16 protein-coding genes are annotated in these 16,916 nt (G+C 45.6%); 6 read left to right on the top strand and 10 right to left on the bottom strand.

Going from position 1 to position 16,916, the window contains the following annotated elements; translation table 11 throughout:
• Positions 1-46 precede the first annotated feature (46 nt).
• The 4 genes from BC792_RS11070 (at position 47) to BC792_RS11055 (ending at position 3,562) form a co-directional block, all read left to right on the top strand.
• A complete protein-coding gene (locus tag BC792_RS11070; protein ID WP_148909075.1) occupies positions 47-250 on the top strand; it encodes a YwbE family protein in 204 nt (67 codons plus the stop codon).
• 183 nt (positions 251-433) lie between these two features.
• Positions 434-1,534: a glutamine-hydrolyzing carbamoyl-phosphate synthase small subunit gene (gene carA / locus BC792_RS11065; protein WP_148909074.1), complete on the top strand. Its 1,101-nt coding sequence runs from the start codon at positions 434-436 to the stop codon at positions 1,532-1,534.
• 298 nt (positions 1,535-1,832) lie between these two features.
• A complete protein-coding gene (eno, locus tag BC792_RS11060; protein ID WP_148909073.1) occupies positions 1,833-3,131 on the top strand; it encodes a phosphopyruvate hydratase in 1,299 nt (432 codons plus the stop codon).
• Positions 3,132-3,256: 125 nt separating this feature from the next.
• Positions 3,257-3,562, top strand: a complete 306-nt coding sequence (locus BC792_RS11055; RefSeq protein ID WP_148909072.1) for an FtsB family cell division protein — start codon at positions 3,257-3,259, stop codon at positions 3,560-3,562.
• A 49-nt stretch (positions 3,563-3,611) separates the two neighbouring features.
• On the opposite strand, the gene BC792_RS11050 is transcribed toward BC792_RS11055, so the two are convergent.
• The 6 genes from BC792_RS11050 to BC792_RS11025 form a co-directional block, all read right to left on the bottom strand.
• On the bottom strand, positions 3,612-4,313 hold the full coding sequence (locus tag BC792_RS11050; protein ID WP_148909071.1) for an FkbM family methyltransferase: 702 nt from the start codon (positions 4,311-4,313) through the stop codon (positions 3,612-3,614).
• 56 nt (positions 4,314-4,369) lie between these two features.
• The gene (locus BC792_RS11045; RefSeq protein WP_148909070.1) at positions 4,370-5,734 is read right to left on the bottom strand and encodes a pyridoxal-phosphate dependent enzyme; all 1,365 of its coding nucleotides are present in this window, start codon (positions 5,732-5,734) and stop codon (positions 4,370-4,372) included.
• A gap of 197 nt (positions 5,735-5,931) precedes the next feature.
• Complete coding sequence (locus BC792_RS11040; RefSeq protein WP_148909069.1) at positions 5,932-6,747, bottom strand: AMP nucleosidase; 816 nt, start codon at positions 6,745-6,747, stop codon at positions 5,932-5,934.
• Positions 6,748-6,839: 92 nt separating this feature from the next.
• Positions 6,840-8,090: an ATP-dependent Clp protease ATP-binding subunit ClpX gene (gene clpX, locus BC792_RS11035; RefSeq protein WP_148909068.1), complete on the bottom strand. Its 1,251-nt coding sequence runs from the start codon at positions 8,088-8,090 to the stop codon at positions 6,840-6,842.
• A gap of 9 nt (positions 8,091-8,099) precedes the next feature.
• Positions 8,100-8,798 carry an ATP-dependent Clp endopeptidase proteolytic subunit ClpP gene (gene clpP / locus BC792_RS11030; RefSeq protein WP_148909067.1) on the bottom strand — a complete coding sequence of 233 codons (699 nt, stop codon included), beginning with the start codon at positions 8,796-8,798 and terminating at the stop codon, positions 8,100-8,102.
• 47 nt (positions 8,799-8,845) lie between these two features.
• Entirely contained in the window at positions 8,846-9,313 is a 468-nt protein-coding gene (locus tag BC792_RS11025; RefSeq protein ID WP_148909066.1) for a type I restriction enzyme HsdR N-terminal domain-containing protein, read from the bottom strand.
• Between the two features lie 82 nt (positions 9,314-9,395).
• On the opposite strand from BC792_RS11025, the gene holA reads away from it, so the two are divergent.
• Positions 9,396-10,406 (top strand): DNA polymerase III subunit delta, encoded by a 1,011-nt coding sequence (gene holA / locus BC792_RS11020; protein WP_148909065.1) that lies wholly within the window; start codon positions 9,396-9,398, stop codon positions 10,404-10,406.
• A 34-nt stretch (positions 10,407-10,440) separates the two neighbouring features.
• On the opposite strand, the gene BC792_RS11015 is transcribed toward holA, so the two are convergent.
• The 3 genes from BC792_RS11015 to BC792_RS11005 all read right to left on the bottom strand — a co-directional run bounded on the left by BC792_RS11015 (position 10,441) and on the right by BC792_RS11005 (position 13,881).
• A complete protein-coding gene (locus BC792_RS11015; protein WP_148909064.1) occupies positions 10,441-11,721 on the bottom strand; it encodes an AI-2E family transporter in 1,281 nt (426 codons plus the stop codon).
• Between the two features lie 228 nt (positions 11,722-11,949).
• Positions 11,950-13,122 (bottom strand): MFS transporter, encoded by a 1,173-nt coding sequence (locus BC792_RS11010; protein ID WP_246155006.1) that lies wholly within the window; start codon positions 13,120-13,122, stop codon positions 11,950-11,952.
• 6 nt (positions 13,123-13,128) lie between these two features.
• Entirely contained in the window at positions 13,129-13,881 is a 753-nt protein-coding gene (locus BC792_RS11005) for a TrmH family RNA methyltransferase (protein ID WP_148909063.1), read from the bottom strand.
• Between the two features lie 6 nt (positions 13,882-13,887).
• Here BC792_RS11005 and tamL point away from each other — a divergent pair, with 6 nt between their 5' ends.
• Positions 13,888-16,248 (top strand): translocation and assembly module lipoprotein TamL, encoded by a 2,361-nt coding sequence (gene tamL, locus BC792_RS11000; RefSeq protein WP_148909062.1) that lies wholly within the window; start codon positions 13,888-13,890, stop codon positions 16,246-16,248.
• Here tamL and BC792_RS10995 read toward each other — a convergent pair.
• The gene (locus tag BC792_RS10995) at positions 16,245-16,739 is read right to left on the bottom strand and encodes a hypothetical protein (RefSeq protein WP_148909061.1); all 495 of its coding nucleotides are present in this window, start codon (positions 16,737-16,739) and stop codon (positions 16,245-16,247) included. The genes tamL and BC792_RS10995 overlap by 4 nt on opposite strands.
• Between the last annotated feature and the right edge of the window lie 177 nt (positions 16,740-16,916).

Genomic DNA, 16,916 nt, shown 5'->3' with positions numbered 1-16,916 from the left:
GCTAATAGCCCCCTAATCTTTAACAACGAACTAAGAGCTAATAAAAATGGACGGAAAAACAAGAGCAAACATTAAGCCGGGTATGCTGGTGAATATCGTATTAAAGAAAGATCAGCGTACCGGTGTGCTGACAGAAGGTATCGTGAAGGATTTGCTTACCTCGGCGCCCTTTCATCATCGTGGAATAAAGGTGCGGCTGACGGATGGACAGATAGGACGTGTACAGGAAATTCTGGAAGAAGATTTTTAATTTTGAATTTTTGCGTTTTAATTTCTACCTTTGTCTCTCGTGAAAAATGAGGTAATATATCCCGGTGCACTGTCACAAGACTTCAATGTTTACATTGATTCACAACATATTTGATTTTTACAGCCCATTCGGGCTTTTTTTATATCTAATAGAGAAGAACATTATAAATAGAGTAATATAAGAATGACCAACTACAGTAAATTACCAGCCATTTTGGTGCTCGAAGACGGAACGGTTTATCATGGCAAGGCTGCCGGAAAAATTGGAACGACAACGGGTGAAATCTGTTTTAATACAGGTACGACGGGTTATCAGGAGATCTTTACAGATCCTTCTTACTATGGGCAAATTATGGTGACCACCAATGCGCATATTGGTAATTACGGTATAGACCAAGATGATACAGAATCAGGAAAAATTCAGATTGCAGGCTTAGTCTGTAAAAACTATAATATCAACTACAGCCGGAAGATGGCTGACAAATCAATTCAGACATATTTTGAAGAGGAGAATCTTGTAGGTATCTCTGATATTGATACGCGCTCACTGGTTCGCCATATCCGGGATAAAGGAGCTATGAACGCGATCATATCATCGGAAAACCTCGATGTTGAACAGCTGAAAGCTCAGCTGGCAGAAGTGCCGTCCATGGAAGGTTTAGAACTTTCATCGATTGTGTCGACAAAAGAGCCTTATTTCTACGGGGAGGAAAGTGCTCCCACACGGATTGCTGTACTGGATCTGGGAATTAAGAAAAATATTCTTAGAAATTTTGATGCCCGTCAAGTATATGCGAAGGTTTTCCCGGCAAAGACTTCTTTCAAGGAAATGGAACAGTGGAGCCCCGACGGATACTTTATCTCAAACGGCCCCGGTGATCCTGCAGCCATGGATTATGCCATCGAAACGATCAAGGAGATTGTACAGGCAGAAAAGCCCATGTTCGGCATTTGTCTTGGGCACCAGATGCTCGCCTTGGCAAATGGTATACGCACGCAGAAAATGCACAATGGTCACCGTGGAATAAACCACCCTGTAAAAAATATTGTGGCCAACCGTTGCGAAATTACGTCCCAGAACCACGGCTTTGGTGTGGTCGCTGAAGATATCCAAAAGTCAGACAAGGTGGAGGTAACCCACATTAACCTGAATGACAATTCGATAGAGGGTATCCGTCTGAAAGGAAAAAAAGCATTTTCCGTACAGTACCATCCCGAATCGTCTCCGGGACCGCACGATTCGCGCTATTTGTTTGACGACTTTATTGCAATGATTAAAGCTTAAAAAAAGAAAGCCAAACCTGATCGTTTGGCTTTTTTTGTGTTAATCGGATCTGTCTTGCAAAAGGGGTATACATATTCCTCTATAAAATAGACCTTGAGTGGTAGCGGAGAGGAGGTAAGCCACGTCGCGTTCCATCCGGCCGAAGCATACGAATATGAATAATTCATTTTATATATACTGCAAAATTAAATTGCATATAAAAATGAATTTATTTAGGTTTGATTATCCTAAATAGAAATGCTATCTTAGTGTTGATTATACACTAAGTTGTAAATAGAAAATAGACAATAATAAAAAGATGAGTTTAATAATTGATGTTCATGCGCGTCAGATTCTTGATTCGCGCGGTAACCCTACGATCGAAGTAGATGTGACTACTCAAAACGGTTTTGTTGGACGTGCAGCAGTGCCTTCGGGTGCTTCTACAGGTATACATGAAGCTGTGGAATTACGCGATGGCGACAAATCAAAATATCTTGGTAAAGGTGTTTTGAAAGCTGTGGAAAATGTCAACACCAAAATTGCTGAAGCATTAAAAGGTGTAGACGTGTTTGAGCAGAACGCTATCGACAAGATTATGATCGATCTTGATGGATCAGAAAACAAGGGAAACCTTGGAGCTAACGCCATCTTGGGCGTGTCGCTAGCCGTCGCAAAAGCAGCCGCGCAGGAGTCTCGTCAGCCGTTATACCGCTACATCGGTGGTGTAAATGCTAATACATTGCCAATTCCGATGATGAACATCATCAACGGTGGTTCACACTCTGACGCGCCAATTGCGTTTCAGGAGTTTATGATCATGCCGGTGGGAGCTCCATCTTTCTCAGAGGCACTTCGTTGGGGTGCTGAGGTGTTCCATACACTGAAGAAGCTTCTTCACGATAGAAACCTATCTACAGCTGTTGGTGACGAAGGCGGTTTCGCTCCAACGTTCGAGGGAACTGAGGATGCTATTGAGACAATATTGAAAGCTATCGAAGCTGCAGGTTATAAGCCGGGCGATGACATCTGTCTGGCGTTGGATTGTGCCTCTTCTGAATTTTATAAAGACGGAAAGTACGACTATGCCAAGTTCGAGGGCGACAAAGGCGCCGTTCGGACAAGCGAAGAACAAGCTGCGTACCTTGCCGAGTTAACACAGAAATATCCGATTATTTCCATTGAAGACGGAATGGCCGAAGACGACTGGGCAGGCTGGAAGACGTTGACAGAAAAAATAGGAGACCGTGTACAGTTGGTGGGAGACGATTTGTTTGTAACCAATACAAAGCGTTTACAACAAGGTATTGATAACGATACCGCTAACTCTATCTTGGTTAAGGTGAACCAGATCGGCTCGTTGACAGAGACTATCAATGCCGTAACATTAGCACAAAATTCCGGCTATACTTCAGTGATGTCCCACCGTTCCGGAGAAACCGAAGATGCTACCATCGCAGATTTGGCCGTGGCATTGAACTGTGGACAGATCAAAACCGGTTCGGCATCACGCTCGGATAGAATGGCAAAATATAATCAGCTATTGCGTATCGAAGAAGAGCTGGGCGCGAATGCCCGTTTTATCGGCAAAAACTTTAAATACGCTATTAAGAAGTAACTATTCTTAGTTCATAAAGGGGAAGCATGTATGGTGTGCCGGCATTAAGCTACGGACACGGTATCTAGCTTCCTCTTTTTTATTTTATTTCCGTATATTTAGTGGGAGTTTGCTAGCTTTACGAAATGGAAAGATTTCTATCCTTGATCCGCAACAAGTATCTGATCGCCGGAGTGGCGTTCTTCGTGTGGATGTGCTTTTTTGATCGTTATGACTTCAGTACCCAATTTGCTTACCAGCAGGAGAAAACTAAACTGGAGCAGGAGAAAGCTTTCTATGAGTCTGAAATTAAGCATATCGAAAAAAGTATAAAGGATGCCCAATACAATCCAAACGAAATTCAACGGATTGCAAGGGAACGTTACAAAATGAAAAAGGATAACGAAGACATCTACGTTATCCAGGAGGTTGAGCCGACGCCGAACGATTAGTGTCGGCGGTCGGAAGCCAGCGACTCGTGTTGTCGTGCCCAAGCAGCGCTCAAACTTTCATTAACGAGATCTCCTGATAGGTATCGGAAATAGCAAAAATCCGGTAGCCGTGGGCTTTGAGTGTGGCAAAGAATTGCTTTCCCTTCGATTTTCCATCCGAAAAGAAACGCTCATGGGTTTCCAGTAACAGCTGATTAATCTGTATATCAGATTCCAGAATGCTGTCGAGAACCACATACTCAGACCCTTCAATATCCATCTTTAGAACATCGATTGTTCTGTGGCCCGTCTCCTTGATGATATCTGAAAAACTCTTCAATGGTACGGATACGTAATCTTCATCGCTGACCAGCTGGTGGTCGAAAATACTACCAGATACGTGTGCCTTGTTCTTAGGAAGATGAAATTTGACATGTTCCGTGCGCTCCCCGAGGCCATAAGGATAAAAGTGAAATTCCGCCGGAAGATCTTGTTTTTCCACCCAGCTAATTGATTTTGGGGTCGGATCGAAACCGAATACCTGGCAGCCGTGCTTTTCGATGACTGCGCGGTCAAAACTGATGTCTTCCCCAATACCAAAAGAGTATATTATAGAATCTTTGTTAAGGTGGGTGGGGTCTACATAAAAGCCTCCATAATCGCTGCCGTACCAGACCTTTTTGGTTCGGTATTCAATGTCGATGAATGCTATTTTTCCTAGACGGGCTTTAGCCCAATACTCCAGCCTTTTTAGTCGGTTGTTTCTTTCCATTTTTTGGTTTTAGTTTTGGTTTTTGGTTTATGTCAGGCACATGGCAAGTGCTGTGTTTAGCTTTCCGAGATCGCGCTGATAATATCATACTGCGTGATGATGTTTATTTCTCCTTGTTCATCTTCCACCAGCACGGCTTGCGTATCTTTGTTTATCAATGTAGACAGCTTGTCGATAGAGCTATTTAAATCTACAAACGGAAAAGGTTTGCTTGTAATTGTCCCTACCCGCGCAGATTTTAGGGCTGGGCTTTCCAGTAGCGCGTTCAGGATGTCTGATTCGGTAACTTTACCAATAACCATTCCCTGTTGCGTTACAGGTATCTGTGATATATTGAGGGTTTTCATCAAGTTGAAGATCTCCGCCACGGACTGCTCGACGTCGGCCGTGACGACCCTTTGACCTCCCCTTTTTTCCAAGATGGATTTAGCCGTGAGCTTCTTGTCTTCGAGGAAGCCCCGTTCCCGTAACCAATCTTCGTTGTACATCTTTCCCATGTACCGGGAACCATGATCGTGGAATATAACAACGACGACATCCTCTTCGGTTAATGAATTTCCCAGCTGTAACAGGCCCGCAATGGCCGCGCCGGCCGAATTGCCGGCAAATATTCCTTCTTTACGCGCCAGTTCACGGGTCATTAAAGCAGCGTCCTTGTCGGTCACTTTTTCAAAGAGATCTATAACGTCGAAATCGACGTTGGCAGGTAAAAAGTCTTCTCCGATTCCCTCGGTGATATAGGGGTATATTTCATCTTTGTCGAAAATTCCGGTCTCCTTGTATTTTTTAAACACTGATCCATACGTGTCGATTCCCCAAACCTGAACGTCGGGGTTCTGCTCTTTTAAATAGCGACCGGCGCCGGAAATTGTCCCTCCGGTTCCTACACCGACAACCAAGTGGGTTATCTTTCCCTCTGTCTGTTCCCATATTTCTGGTCCCGTTTGTTCGTAATGGGCTTTAGCGTTCGAGGGGTTGTCATACTGGTTCGCTTTCCACGCATTCGGCACCTCTTTTTCCAGGCGGCTGGAAACCGAGTAGTAGGAGCGTGGATCTTCGGGGGCGACATTCGTTGGGCAGACAATGACCTCCGCGCCAAACGCGCGTAATGCATCTATCTTTTCTTTAGATTGCTTGTCTGTCGTGGTGAAGATGCATCGATACCCTTTTATGGCAGCTGCTATCGCTAATCCCATTCCGGTGTTGCCCGATGTTCCTTCTATGATCGTGCCGCCAGGCCACAGCACGCCTGCCTTTTCGGCATCTTCGATCATTTTTATCGCCATCCGGTCTTTAATAGAGTTACCCGGATTTGTGGTCTCTATTTTGGCCAGGACAGTAGCCTGGAGGTGCTGTGTCACCCTGTTCAGTTTAACAAGGGGAGTATTGCCGATTGTTTCAAGAATATTATTGTACCACATACCTGATTGAGAAAAACTTGTTGTGCGCTTACATCTTAAAATTTACGCTTGCAGCATAATCCCGGTTCTCGGATTACTTCGACTTCGCTCAGCACGGGCTATGGGCGAAGGAATACCCTGGCGCTGTCGAAATCTTTACGTCCTTCGCCATTTCCGGAACAACAACACGGATAACGTAATGCATTGCACAATAGGGTTTAAAACTTTAGATGTTTAACGGTTAACCCGTTGTTAATTAGCTGTTTCAGCGCGTCTATTCCGATTTTTAAGTGTGTTTCCACGTACTTGGCCGTAACGGCGAGGTCGCTTTCGGATGTTTTCACACCTTCGGGAACCATTGGCTGATCAGATACCAGTAGTAACGCACCGGTAGGAATTTTGTTTGCAAAGCCGACGCTGAATATGGTTGCGGTTTCCATATCGACAGCCATGGCGCGTATGGTCTTTAGATATTTTTTAAATGCTTTGTCATGCTCCCAAACGCGGCGGTTTGTCGTATAGACAGTACCGGTCCAATAGTCGCGTGAGTAGTCGCGTATAGTGGTCGAGATCGCTTTCTGTAAGGCGAAGGATGGGAGCGATGGGACTTCCTGAGGAAAGTAGTCGTTCGATGTCCCTTCACCACGGATGGCCGCAATCGGGAGAATCAGTTCGCCGACGGGTATCTTCTTCTTTAATCCGCCGGTCTTGCCCAGAAAGAGCACAGCTTTGGGACTGATAGCCGAAAGCAAATCCATGACCGTCGCCGCCATTGGGCTTCCCATTCCGAAGTTAATGATCGTTATGCCCCCTGCCGTACAAGCTTGCATAGCTTTATCTTCTCCATAGATCTGTGCGTTATCGTGCATTTCCGAGAACATCTTGACGTATTTCGAGAAATTGGTCAACAGAACATACGGTTCGAATTCTTCCAAGGGGCATCCCGTATATCGGGGCAACCAGTTGTTGACAATGTCTTTTTTTGATTTCAGACCGGGGGTGATTGGTGTTTCTACTGTTTTCTTTTTTGTCATATAGTAAGTTTTATGTTCAACATAGTGGACAGCCTCTGGGCCATCCACGAATCTATATACAAAAATCCCCCGACGCATATCGAGGGATTTTCTTAAGCAACCTGTAACTTTTTGATGTCTGACTTTGCAAATTTTTGTTTGGCGTAATCAAGCGTGATGTGTAGCATTTTTTCGCCGGTGTCTTCTTTCGTTGTTGGAATCTCAAACATAGCATCGAGCATTATGGCCTCGCATATGCTTCGAAGGCCCCGTGCTCCCAGTTTGAACTCCCACGCCTTATCAACGATAAAATCGTATACTTCTTTGTCAAAGAGAAGTTCGACGCCTTCGTACTGGAACAATTTAACGTATTGCTTGATCAAAGCGTTCTTCGGCTCTGTCAGAATATTCAGCAGTGTTTCCTTATCCAACGGGTTGAGGTACGTCAGCACCGGAAGACGGCCGATAAGCTCAGGAATTAGACCGAAGTTCTTCAGATCCTGCGGCGTAATATACTTATAGAGGTTATTCAGGTCGATTTCGCCCTCGTCCTCTTTCATCTTATAGCCCACAGTTTGCGTCCTAAGCCTATTCGCAATCTTTTTCTGGATTCCGTCGAACGCCCCTCCACAAATGAAAAGGATGTTGCTGGTGTTGACCGAGATCATTTTTTGATCCGGATGCTTACGTCCGCCCTGCGGGGGAACGTTAACATTTGTTCCTTCTAATATTTTCAGGAGTGCCTGTTGTACCCCTTCTCCCGAAACGTCTCTCGTTATAGACGGGTTGTCGCTTTTTCTGGCGATCTTGTCGATCTCGTCAATATAAATGATTCCGCGCTCGGCTGCGGCGACGTCGTAATCGGCAGCTTGCAGTAAACGTGTTAAGATACTCTCCACGTCTTCTCCCACATAGCCAGCTTCTGTTAAAACTGTCGCGTCTACAATACAAAAAGGAACATTTAATATTTTGGCCACAGTCTTTGCCAATAGTGTTTTACCGGTTCCTGTTTCACCAACGATGATAAGATTTGATTTTTCAATCTCGATCTCATCTTTGTCGACTTTTTGATTTAAACGTTTGTAGTGGTTGTATACGGCAACCGATATAACCTTCTTCGCATCATCCTGTCCGATAACATACTGGTCCAAATGCTGCTTGATCTCTATCGGACGCACCAATTTAAGTGTCGTCTGTAGCGATTTGCTTTTGCGTTGCTTCAATTCTTCAGCAAGAATCTCTCCGGCCTGCGTGACACAGCGGTCGCAAATGTGAGCTCCGTCGCCCGCAATTAGCATTTGCGCATCGTTCTTGCTGATGCCACAAAATGAACAACGGATATCTCTGTTATTAATCTTACTCATTGATTAATTTTATTTAACTTCTTTTTTCGGTAACAGTACCTCATCAATCATACCAAACTCTTTCGCTTCTACTGCTTTCATCCAATAGTCGCGGTCCGATGATTTCTCTACCCATTCGTACGACTGGCCGGAATGTTCCGATATAATTGTATATAATTCTTCTTTTAACTTAAGCATTTCGCGTAAGTTGATTTCCATGTCAGCGGCAACACCCTGCGCTCCTCCGGAAGGCTGATGGATCATCACCCTTGAATGTTTCAACGCAGCCCGCTTGCCTTTTGCTCCGGCCACCAACAAGACCGCGCCCATGGAGGCTGCCATTCCTGTACAGATGGTCGCCACGTCAGGGGAGATGTATTGCATCGTGTCGTAAATACCTAGCCCCGCGTAAACGCTCCCGCCAGGAGAGTTTATATAAATCTGGATGTCACGCTGTGCGTCGGTAGATTGAAGAAAAAGCAGCTGTGCCTGAACAATATTTGCCACCTGATCATTAATCGCGTCGCCTAAAAAGATAATGCGATCCATCATAAGACGGGAAAACACGTCCATTTGCGCAACGTTGAGCTGACGCTCCTCAATGATGTAAGGGGTCAGGTTGGTTGGCAGATTCTTCTGTACCCGGGAGATAAAGCTGTCTACATGCTGGCTGCCTATACGGTGATGCTGTATTGCGTATTTTCTAAATTCGTTTTTATCTATATTCATTGTTATCCTTTTTTAGAAGACTAATATAATTATATTTTTAGACTGAACTACAAATTAGTTGCCGAATTATAATTTGGCAGTTCCTGAAGAAATTCTGATTGATTTGTCACAAAGTCTATCCTGCAATAATAGTGCTCCATGCCGTTGCTTATTAGGAGCAGCGGTATTTTGTGGATACTATTATAATTTGCAATCTGATGAAATGCCTTTTCGGTAATTTTGACAGTAGGTGCTTTAAACTCTGCCAAAAGTATTTTTTTTCCCTGATTATTAAACACCAGAAGATCGCTTCTTTTTTGCAGCGTGTTGAGCTTAAGGCCTCCTTCAATCTGCATAAGCGATTTTGGATAATCCTTGTGCACGTGCAGAAAATTAATCCAATGCTGGCGCACCCACTCTTCCGGCGTGAGCACGAGATCCTTTTTGCGCAGTTCGTCGAAAATGAAAAGCTTATCGAATTTTTGCGTAATCTTTGAAGGAAAGGGGGGCAAGTTTAATGGAACCGGCTCAAACATATACAAAAATAGAAAATTTCCTGATCGTGTCAAAATTAACGCCGCGTTAGAAAGCCGGTTAAAAATCCGTATTTTCGCTCACATGAATGTGAATGCGATCCTTGCCGATATCAAGAACAGAAAGTTTAGCCCGGTATACTTGCTGCATGGGGATGAGCCATATTACATTGACCTCATTAGCGACGCGCTCGAGAAAACGGTGTTAGACGACACACAAAAAGGGTTCGATCAGACGGTCCTTTATGGAAAAGATACAACCATCGTAAGCATCGTAAACGCCGCCAAACGGTATCCTATGATGAGTACACACCAATTGATCATCATCAAGGAGGCACAGGACCTCAAATGGAAAACGGAGGAAGATATCCTTCTCAGATATTTAGAACATCTGACACCAACAACGATTTTAGTGTTTGCTCATAAATACGCTAAGTTCGACAAGCGGAAAAAAATCTATAAGATCTTTGAAAAGGCCGGGACGGTGATTGAGTCTGCCAAACTTTACGAGAACAAGGTAGGCGAGTGGATTATCGATCAATTCCGACAGGCAAATCGCTCCATTCACCCTCAGGCGGCCCTGATGATGGCCGAGTATTTAGGAACCGATCTGTCGAAGATCGCCAACGAAGTGGACAAATTGATTTTAAATGTTCCGGCTGGACAAGAAATACTGCCGGCCCACATCGAGCAGAATATTGGAATCAGCAAAGATTTCAACGTTTTTGAGCTGCAGTCGGCGCTCGCCAAGCGTAACGCGGTGAAAGCTGTGCAGATCGTAGACTATTTTGCTGCCAATCCAAAATCAAACCCGTTACCCATGGTTGTCGGCAACCTAAGCACCTACTTTATTAAAGTTCTCAAATACCATTATTTGCCGGACAAGTCGCCGCAAGTTGCGGCAAAGCAGCTGGGCGTCCACACCTTTTTCTTAAAGGAATATGAAGCGGCTGCGCGGAATTTTAACAGAAAGAAGACGTTTGACATCATCCACCAGCTAAGCGTGTACGACCTGAAGACGAAAGGTCTGGACATAGGGCCATTTACGGACAGTAGAGATATCCTGCGCGAACTTGTCTTCCATATATTAAACTAACGGCCTGCGCGGTTGCTGCGGAGCCCCTTTCTTCTTAAGGTTTGATGTCCTTGTCGTCGGCCTTTTGATCTCCGCCCGATGTGTCCTCGTACGGGATGTCTTCAGACTCATGTATTTCTTTATATTGCATTTTCGTTTGCGGCGTCGCCGGATCGGGGTCGACCTGGATATCAACCTTAATTTTTTTCTCCATTTTTGGCTTGCGCACGATTCCCCATTTCATGAGGAGATCCTGGGTAGATGTGCTCTTTAGGTGCTCCTTCTCGGGTTCGCCAATAAGAAAGCCAAAAGCCTGCATAGTTGGTATGGAATCGAAAATTACTTTAATGGTAGCGGTTAATGGCAAGGCGAGAATTAAGCCCGATAATCCGAATAGCATACCGCCGAGCAGGATTGCGATGATAGCCATCAGTGGGTTGATGCTTACCTTGCTGCCGACGATGTTGGGCGTAATAATATTTCCTTCCAGAAACTGGACGACCTGAAACCAGGCGACGACACCTACGGCATACCAAGCGTTATCTTTAACCGCCAGCGCAAAGAGCGCAGGCAAAATGGATCCGATAGCAATACCGATATAGGGAAGAAGCATCAGCAGTGATGCCAGCGTCCCGAAGAACCACGCATATTCGATTCCCATGATCATTAAGCCTATCGTATTTAACACCGCTACGATGCCCATCACGGTGACCAGTCCTAGCAAGTAGCTTTGCACGACGTAATATATCTTGTTTAGCGTTTCATGAACTTTCGACTGCGGTACGCCCTGGAAAGCTTTAAAGAAAAATTCACGGAAGAAATCTCTATAATACAGTAAGAAGAAGCTAAAAAGCGGCACAAGCACGGCGCCCGCGAGAATGTTTCCTATGGAACCGAATGTTGCGGAAGCCATGGCTCCGGCATTAGACAACAGCTTATTGCCCTGATCGCGGAGCTGATCCATCATCGCCGTGCGTTGTATGCCGAATGTTTCCTCGACCCACAGTTGGGCGCGCTCCAATACCGACACGACCTTAGCCGTAATGGCGGAGGCGTCCTTCCCGATGATGATGCTTTGGTGGACAATGAACCACCCAATCAGCCAGAGAATGGTCAGTGCTATGATGACCGACAGGATAGATGCAAAGGCTTTGCCCAGTTTAAGCCGTTCGAAGAACCGCGCTAACGGATACAGCGAAATAGAAATCAAAATGGAAAATAACAAAGGAATTAGAACGCCCTGTGTGGCTACCATGAACGCCAGGATAAGCGCGGCGGCGAAAAGGCTGGAAGCTAAGCTCAGGGAGTAAGGGTACTTATTGGAATTATCGCTCATATCTAAGATTATTGCTTGGTGAGCCCGCAGGCCGTTGTCTATTTACTCGTCTATTCTCTGAATCGCCGCGGACTCTTTCTTTCTTCCGGAGTGCTCGCCCGCGGCAGTCTGTTCTGTTTTTGTCAATTAATTATGGCACAATGGCTTCCCGATGTCCTATAGCCACAGCGGCAGCAGGCACAGGTTCTTTCCACATTGCATATAGGTTGTTTCTTTAATGAACAACAATCAACGGGTTTCTTTGTTTTTTGTATTCCAGTATAGTACGTAAAAAAATGCACACATAATGATAAAGCTGTTAACAATGAATATCGTTGGTATTCGTGGTATATGGTCTTGATAAGTATAGCCCGCCAGCATGGCGCCGCCGCCAATGCCGGCTTCCAGTGCAATATACATGGTAGCCATTGCCTTGCCGCGATGTTGGGGCAGACTGAGGTCTATCGTCCATGCATTAACGGCCGGTGATAAAATCCCTGTTCCGATACCATAGATGATGGCACCGATAATCAGGTCATTGATAGAGTCGCCCAGTCCCAGCACCAGTACAGCCAGCGAGACGATCGTCAGCCCCACAAACATGACGCGTATTCTGCCATACCGGTCTGCAACTTTGCCAGAGAAAAAACGGATAGCGATGGAGGAAAGCGTGTAAGCCGTAAAAAAAAGCCCCTTGTTGCCAATGCCTAGATGTTCACTCCAATCGGGAATCAGCGTTAGAATGACGCCGTACGCTGTATAGGAGAGAAGTGTCACGACAGCAGCCGGTAGCACACGCCATTCGATAATTTCCTGTTTATTAATTTTGAGCATCCCAACGGCAAAACGTTGGCGGCTGGCTAATGTCTCCCGCATCTTCATAACGATCACTATCGACAACAGTGCGAAAAGAGAGGAGCTGTAGAACATTGTATTTATACCGTATTGCAGGGCGATATAGCTCCCTATGGCAGGGCCAACAGCCCCGCCGATGCTGAAACAAAGGCCGTGCATGCCGAGCGCCTCCCCCCATCGGTTTTGGGGAATGATATCCGCCACATAGGCCGACGTCGCGGTAGGCTTAAAACCCGTAGAAAAGCCATGTATGAGGCGGAGCAGGAAAAAGCCGCTAACCGAACTGATAACCGGATATAGAAAACCGCATACGAGACAAACGACCGACCCGACTGCCATAACGGGCACGCGGCCCCACCGATCCGTTAGCTTTCCGCTGAAGGGCCTGGATATCCCCGCGGTCAACGTAAACAGCGCGATGATCAGCCCCTTGTGTTCACCTCCGCCCATCTTACTCAGATGGTTTGGCAGCTCCGGAATAATCATGTTGAAGCTGGCCGAGAACAGCAATGAGCTCAGGCACAATAGCGCAAAAGGAAGTGTATAGATTGACTCGCGTTTTTCCACCGGCGGTTAGTCTTTGAATTTTTGGCGCGCGATCTCTGAGCAGAAGACAGTCGTCGCTACAGCAACATTTAAAGACTCCGCCTGTCCTACTCTCGGAATCGTAATCGCATGGTCGATTTTTTTCTGCAGAACCTCGCTGATGCCGTTTCCTTCATTTCCCATTACGATCAGGCCGGCTTTTCTGAAATCAGTGTCATAAATCGACTGACCGCTTAACAACGCGCCATATACCGGCATTTGCGCATGGTCGACAAAGTCCGGCAGCGACGTGTAGTGGATCTTCACTCTGGCCAGCGATCCCATTGTTGCCTGGACAACTTTTGGGTTAAATGCGTCGACTGTTCCGTTGGAGCAGACGATGTGCTCAATGCCAAACCATTCGGCCGTCCGGATGATCGTGCCCAGATTGCCAGGATCCTGCACATCGTCGAGCAGGATACTATGCTGCTGCCTTATTTCCGGCCAGGAAAATCCGTCCGTCGGGGGTAGATAAACTAAAGCTAAGACACCCTGAGGATTAGTTAGGTTAGATATTTTTTCAAATTCGTTCGTGCTTACTTCAATGCATTTTATATTTTCCGGTAAATTACCCATTTTTGTCCGAGCATCTGTCGTGGCAAAAAGGCTGTGTATCCGATAATCCGACGAGAGAAATTCGAGGACTGATTTTAGGCCTTCGACAATAAAAAGACCATGTTGTTTGCGAAATTTTTTATGCTGCAAGGACGTTATTAAACTGATTTGCGCTTTTGATAACATTGCTTAATGATTGATAGATATCCTTTTTTTGCTTATGCAAGTATAACGCTTTTGTTGCTAATTTTTGCATCGTGCCGGTCGGCGAAGTATTTAGAGGATGGCGAGGCTTTAGTTACAGATGTGGATATCGTCGGCGTTCCATCCACGCTAAAGGAAAGTGCCGCTGCTTACGTTTCAAACGAAATTCAGCCGAACTCCCGGCTGAACTTAACGCTATATAACTTTTTTAATACGCGCGACGGGCGCTATAAGAAGGAGGGGATAAGGAATATCGGCCAGCCACCCCATATATTGGATTCTTCTTTGGTGGTATTGTCGTCTACACAAATAGGCAGGTACCTCCAGACCAAGGGTTATTTTAACGCCGACGTATCTCCGAAGGTCGAAGTTAAAAGAAAAAAGGCACGCGTTCAGTTTGACGTCGCACCGGGGCCCCTTTTTTTGGTGGGGGATATCAGCTACAGTATAGCAGACCCCGCCGTCGTAAAAATTTATGAAAATCATGTCAGGCCTTTTTCCAGTTTAAAAAAAGGGTCGCCTTTTGATAGCTCCGACCTGCTGGATGAACGTGAACGCCTATACCTGAAAATGAAGGAACACGGCTACTATGACTATCTGCGGCAATACATGCGCGTAGGCATCGACACGACTGCCCTCCTAAAACAGGCTGCGCTACACATTGATGTTCAAAACCCATCTGATAGCGGAAAACATGTTATTTATACCATCGATAGCGTTTTTGTTAAAACGGTACTTCCTGATGGGCAGGAGGAGCGGCTACGGCCGCGCATCTCTCTTGTGGATACAACGTTAAAAATAACATATGAAGATCAAACAGGCCGCTTCCGGCTAAAGCCTTTGTCGAATTATATGTATGTCCGCTCCGGCCAACCTTATAATCTGAAAATGGAAACTCAATCGTACGATCGGCTTTACGAAATGAACGGCTTCAGAAATGTAAAAATAAACTATCAACGTATAGATTCCAATAGGCTCCACGTATACTACGAATTAATACCTCGCCCCGTTATGGCCAACCAGGTGGAAGGAGAATTTACGTTCAGCTCCGGAATGAGCGGCTTCAACGTGGGAAACACGTTTTCACACCGCAATGTTTTCGGCGGAGCAGAGCAGCTGGAGGTTAAGCTCCGTTATGGCGTACTGTTTGACCCTCGACTGGAGGGAGGGCTGGCCAACAAGATCTTTAATAATGACTTTCAGGTTGGTGTTAATCTGATTTTCCCGCGTTTGTTAACTCCGTTCAGCAATTCGAGCACCGGTACGTATGGGTTGCCGAGGACGACATTTTCGAGTACGGTTCAGCTGTTCCAACAGGATGCGACCTATTCGAATCAGTATTTCACGAACGTGCTTAATTATAGCTGGTACAGCGGCTATAACGCACAGCACAGCCTCACGCCGGTCTCCCTCGAATACCGGCGGGGACGCCTCGATAGAAACTTTCGCCGCCGGCTGGAGGAAGAAGGCTATTTTCTATATATCCGCAGCAACGATAGGGCATACTTCGGTTTGGGCGCTCAGTATGCGTTCACCTACAACGCCAAGAAACTGTTGCGTTTAGAAGACTTTAGTTATTTCCGTGTAGGCGTGGAAAGCAGCGGTAACCTTTTAGGGCTGGCCAGTACGCTCTTTAGATTCGAACGCTCAGACGATAAAGAGCGACTGCTATTCGGGGTACCATACCTGCAATATGCGAAAACGGAAGTCGATTACAGATGGTATAAGTATTTGGGAGGGAATAAACAGTTTGTGCTCCGTTTTAACGGAGGGATAGCCATTCCGTACGGAAATAATTCGCAGCTATTGATTTTCGAGAAAAGTTTTTATGGAGGCGGTATGAATGGTATACGGGCCTGGCAAGCAAGGACGCTGGGGCCGGGCAACTATAGCCGGGCAACTGTTCCCGACAACCTCCGCCTAAATTTGCGGAATCTCGACCAGCTGGGCGAACTGAAACTGGAGACAAACGCCGAATACCGTTTTCGGCTGTTGAACAACTTCCTCGGAGCCAAACTGAACGGCGCAACATTTCTTGACGCGGGAAACATCTGGTTGCTCAAGAACAATGAATTTACAAACGACGGATCCGGAACGTTTAAGGCCGATAAATTTTTATCGCAGATCGCATTAGGCACCGGTTTTGGCCTGCGCATGGATATGGACTACTTTATTATCCGGCTCGATGCCGGCCTTAAATTAAAAGATCCTCAATTCGCAGAAGGAAATCAATGGGTCATCAAAGAACTCTTCAATGCAAGAGCGTTTAAGCGTGCATTCTATGAAACACATTATCCCGACCGATACAGCTTCATTCAGTATAATTTTAGTGTCGGTCTGCCGTTTTAGAATAATTCTTTGATGGTCAGAAAGGCACTTTCCAGAATCTTGGAGATATCCAGACCCTTAGCATAATAGAAATAGCCAAAGACCAGTGCTAAAATTACCAAAACCGTGAGGAACCGTTTGAATAGATAACCGACGAGCAACAACCCTGCGGGGATAATGAGCAGCAAGAGTCCATGAATTTTGAACGGTTTTAGCTCATTATTTTTCTTGTGTATGTAATACAGCTTGCCCACGGTTGTCGCCTGGTTTTTGTGCTTAAAAAAAACAAACGTCGACGTCTCCAGCGGATGTTTCACCACAGCGATCCCATCATGAAAGTCTAGGTCCTGTTGAAAACCGTTTATACTGAAAATAAAGGTGCCATTTACCGTCTCCAACGGACGTTCCGCACTGTCAACCGCAATAATGGCCAACTTCCCGTTTTGCGTGAGATTCTCTTTGACCAAGAAGTTTTGGATCCGTTGCTTCTGCGCGGCAGCGGGTGCTATCATTGTAAAAATGATAAAACAAACAAAAAATAGTGGAAGCCTGTTTTTCACTTATCCTAATTTAATTTAGCACAATATTAGTTAAAATTTATCATACGGGGGTGGCCGGGTACATAACAGCGCACTTTTCTTCAGGCAGGCAATCCAGTACTTTTGTTTTTCCGTTTGACTTTTGTCTTT

Origin of the sequence: Sphingobacterium allocomposti, from assembly GCF_008124885.1 — a bacterium.
Classification (GTDB): domain Bacteria; phylum Bacteroidota; class Bacteroidia; order Sphingobacteriales; family Sphingobacteriaceae; genus Sphingobacterium; species Sphingobacterium allocomposti.
This window is presented reverse-complemented; position numbering and strand designations above follow the sequence as displayed.

Coding starts and splice junctions, on each gene's coding strand:
- BC792_RS11050 (WP_148909071.1), bottom strand. CDS start 4,313: ATGGAAAGAAACAACCGACTAAAAAGGCTGGAGTATTGGGCTAAAGCC.
- BC792_RS10995 (WP_148909061.1), bottom strand. CDS start 16,739: ATGATAGCACCCGCTGCCGCGCAGAAGCAACGGATCCAAAACTTCTTG.
- eno (WP_148909073.1), top strand. CDS start 1,833: ATGAGTTTAATAATTGATGTTCATGCGCGTCAGATTCTTGATTCGCGC.
- BC792_RS11040 (WP_148909069.1), bottom strand. CDS start 6,747: ATGACAAAAAAGAAAACAGTAGAAACACCAATCACCCCCGGTCTGAAA.
- BC792_RS11015 (WP_148909064.1), bottom strand. CDS start 11,721: ATGAGCGATAATTCCAATAAGTACCCTTACTCCCTGAGCTTAGCTTCC.
- BC792_RS11045 (WP_148909070.1), bottom strand. CDS start 5,734: ATGTGGTACAATAATATTCTTGAAACAATCGGCAATACTCCCCTTGTT.
- clpP (WP_148909067.1), bottom strand. CDS start 8,798: ATGAATATAGATAAAAACGAATTTAGAAAATACGCAATACAGCATCAC.
- BC792_RS11005 (WP_148909063.1), bottom strand. CDS start 13,881: ATGTTATCAAAAGCGCAAATCAGTTTAATAACGTCCTTGCAGCATAAA.
- BC792_RS11055 (WP_148909072.1), top strand. CDS start 3,257: ATGGAAAGATTTCTATCCTTGATCCGCAACAAGTATCTGATCGCCGGA.
- tamL (WP_148909062.1), top strand. CDS start 13,888: ATGATTGATAGATATCCTTTTTTTGCTTATGCAAGTATAACGCTTTTG.
- BC792_RS11070 (WP_148909075.1), top strand. CDS start 47: ATGGACGGAAAAACAAGAGCAAACATTAAGCCGGGTATGCTGGTGAAT.
- BC792_RS11025 (WP_148909066.1), bottom strand. CDS start 9,313: ATGTTTGAGCCGGTTCCATTAAACTTGCCCCCCTTTCCTTCAAAGATT.
- clpX (WP_148909068.1), bottom strand. CDS start 8,090: ATGAGTAAGATTAATAACAGAGATATCCGTTGTTCATTTTGTGGCATC.
- holA (WP_148909065.1), top strand. CDS start 9,396: ATGAATGTGAATGCGATCCTTGCCGATATCAAGAACAGAAAGTTTAGC.
- carA (WP_148909074.1), top strand. CDS start 434: ATGACCAACTACAGTAAATTACCAGCCATTTTGGTGCTCGAAGACGGA.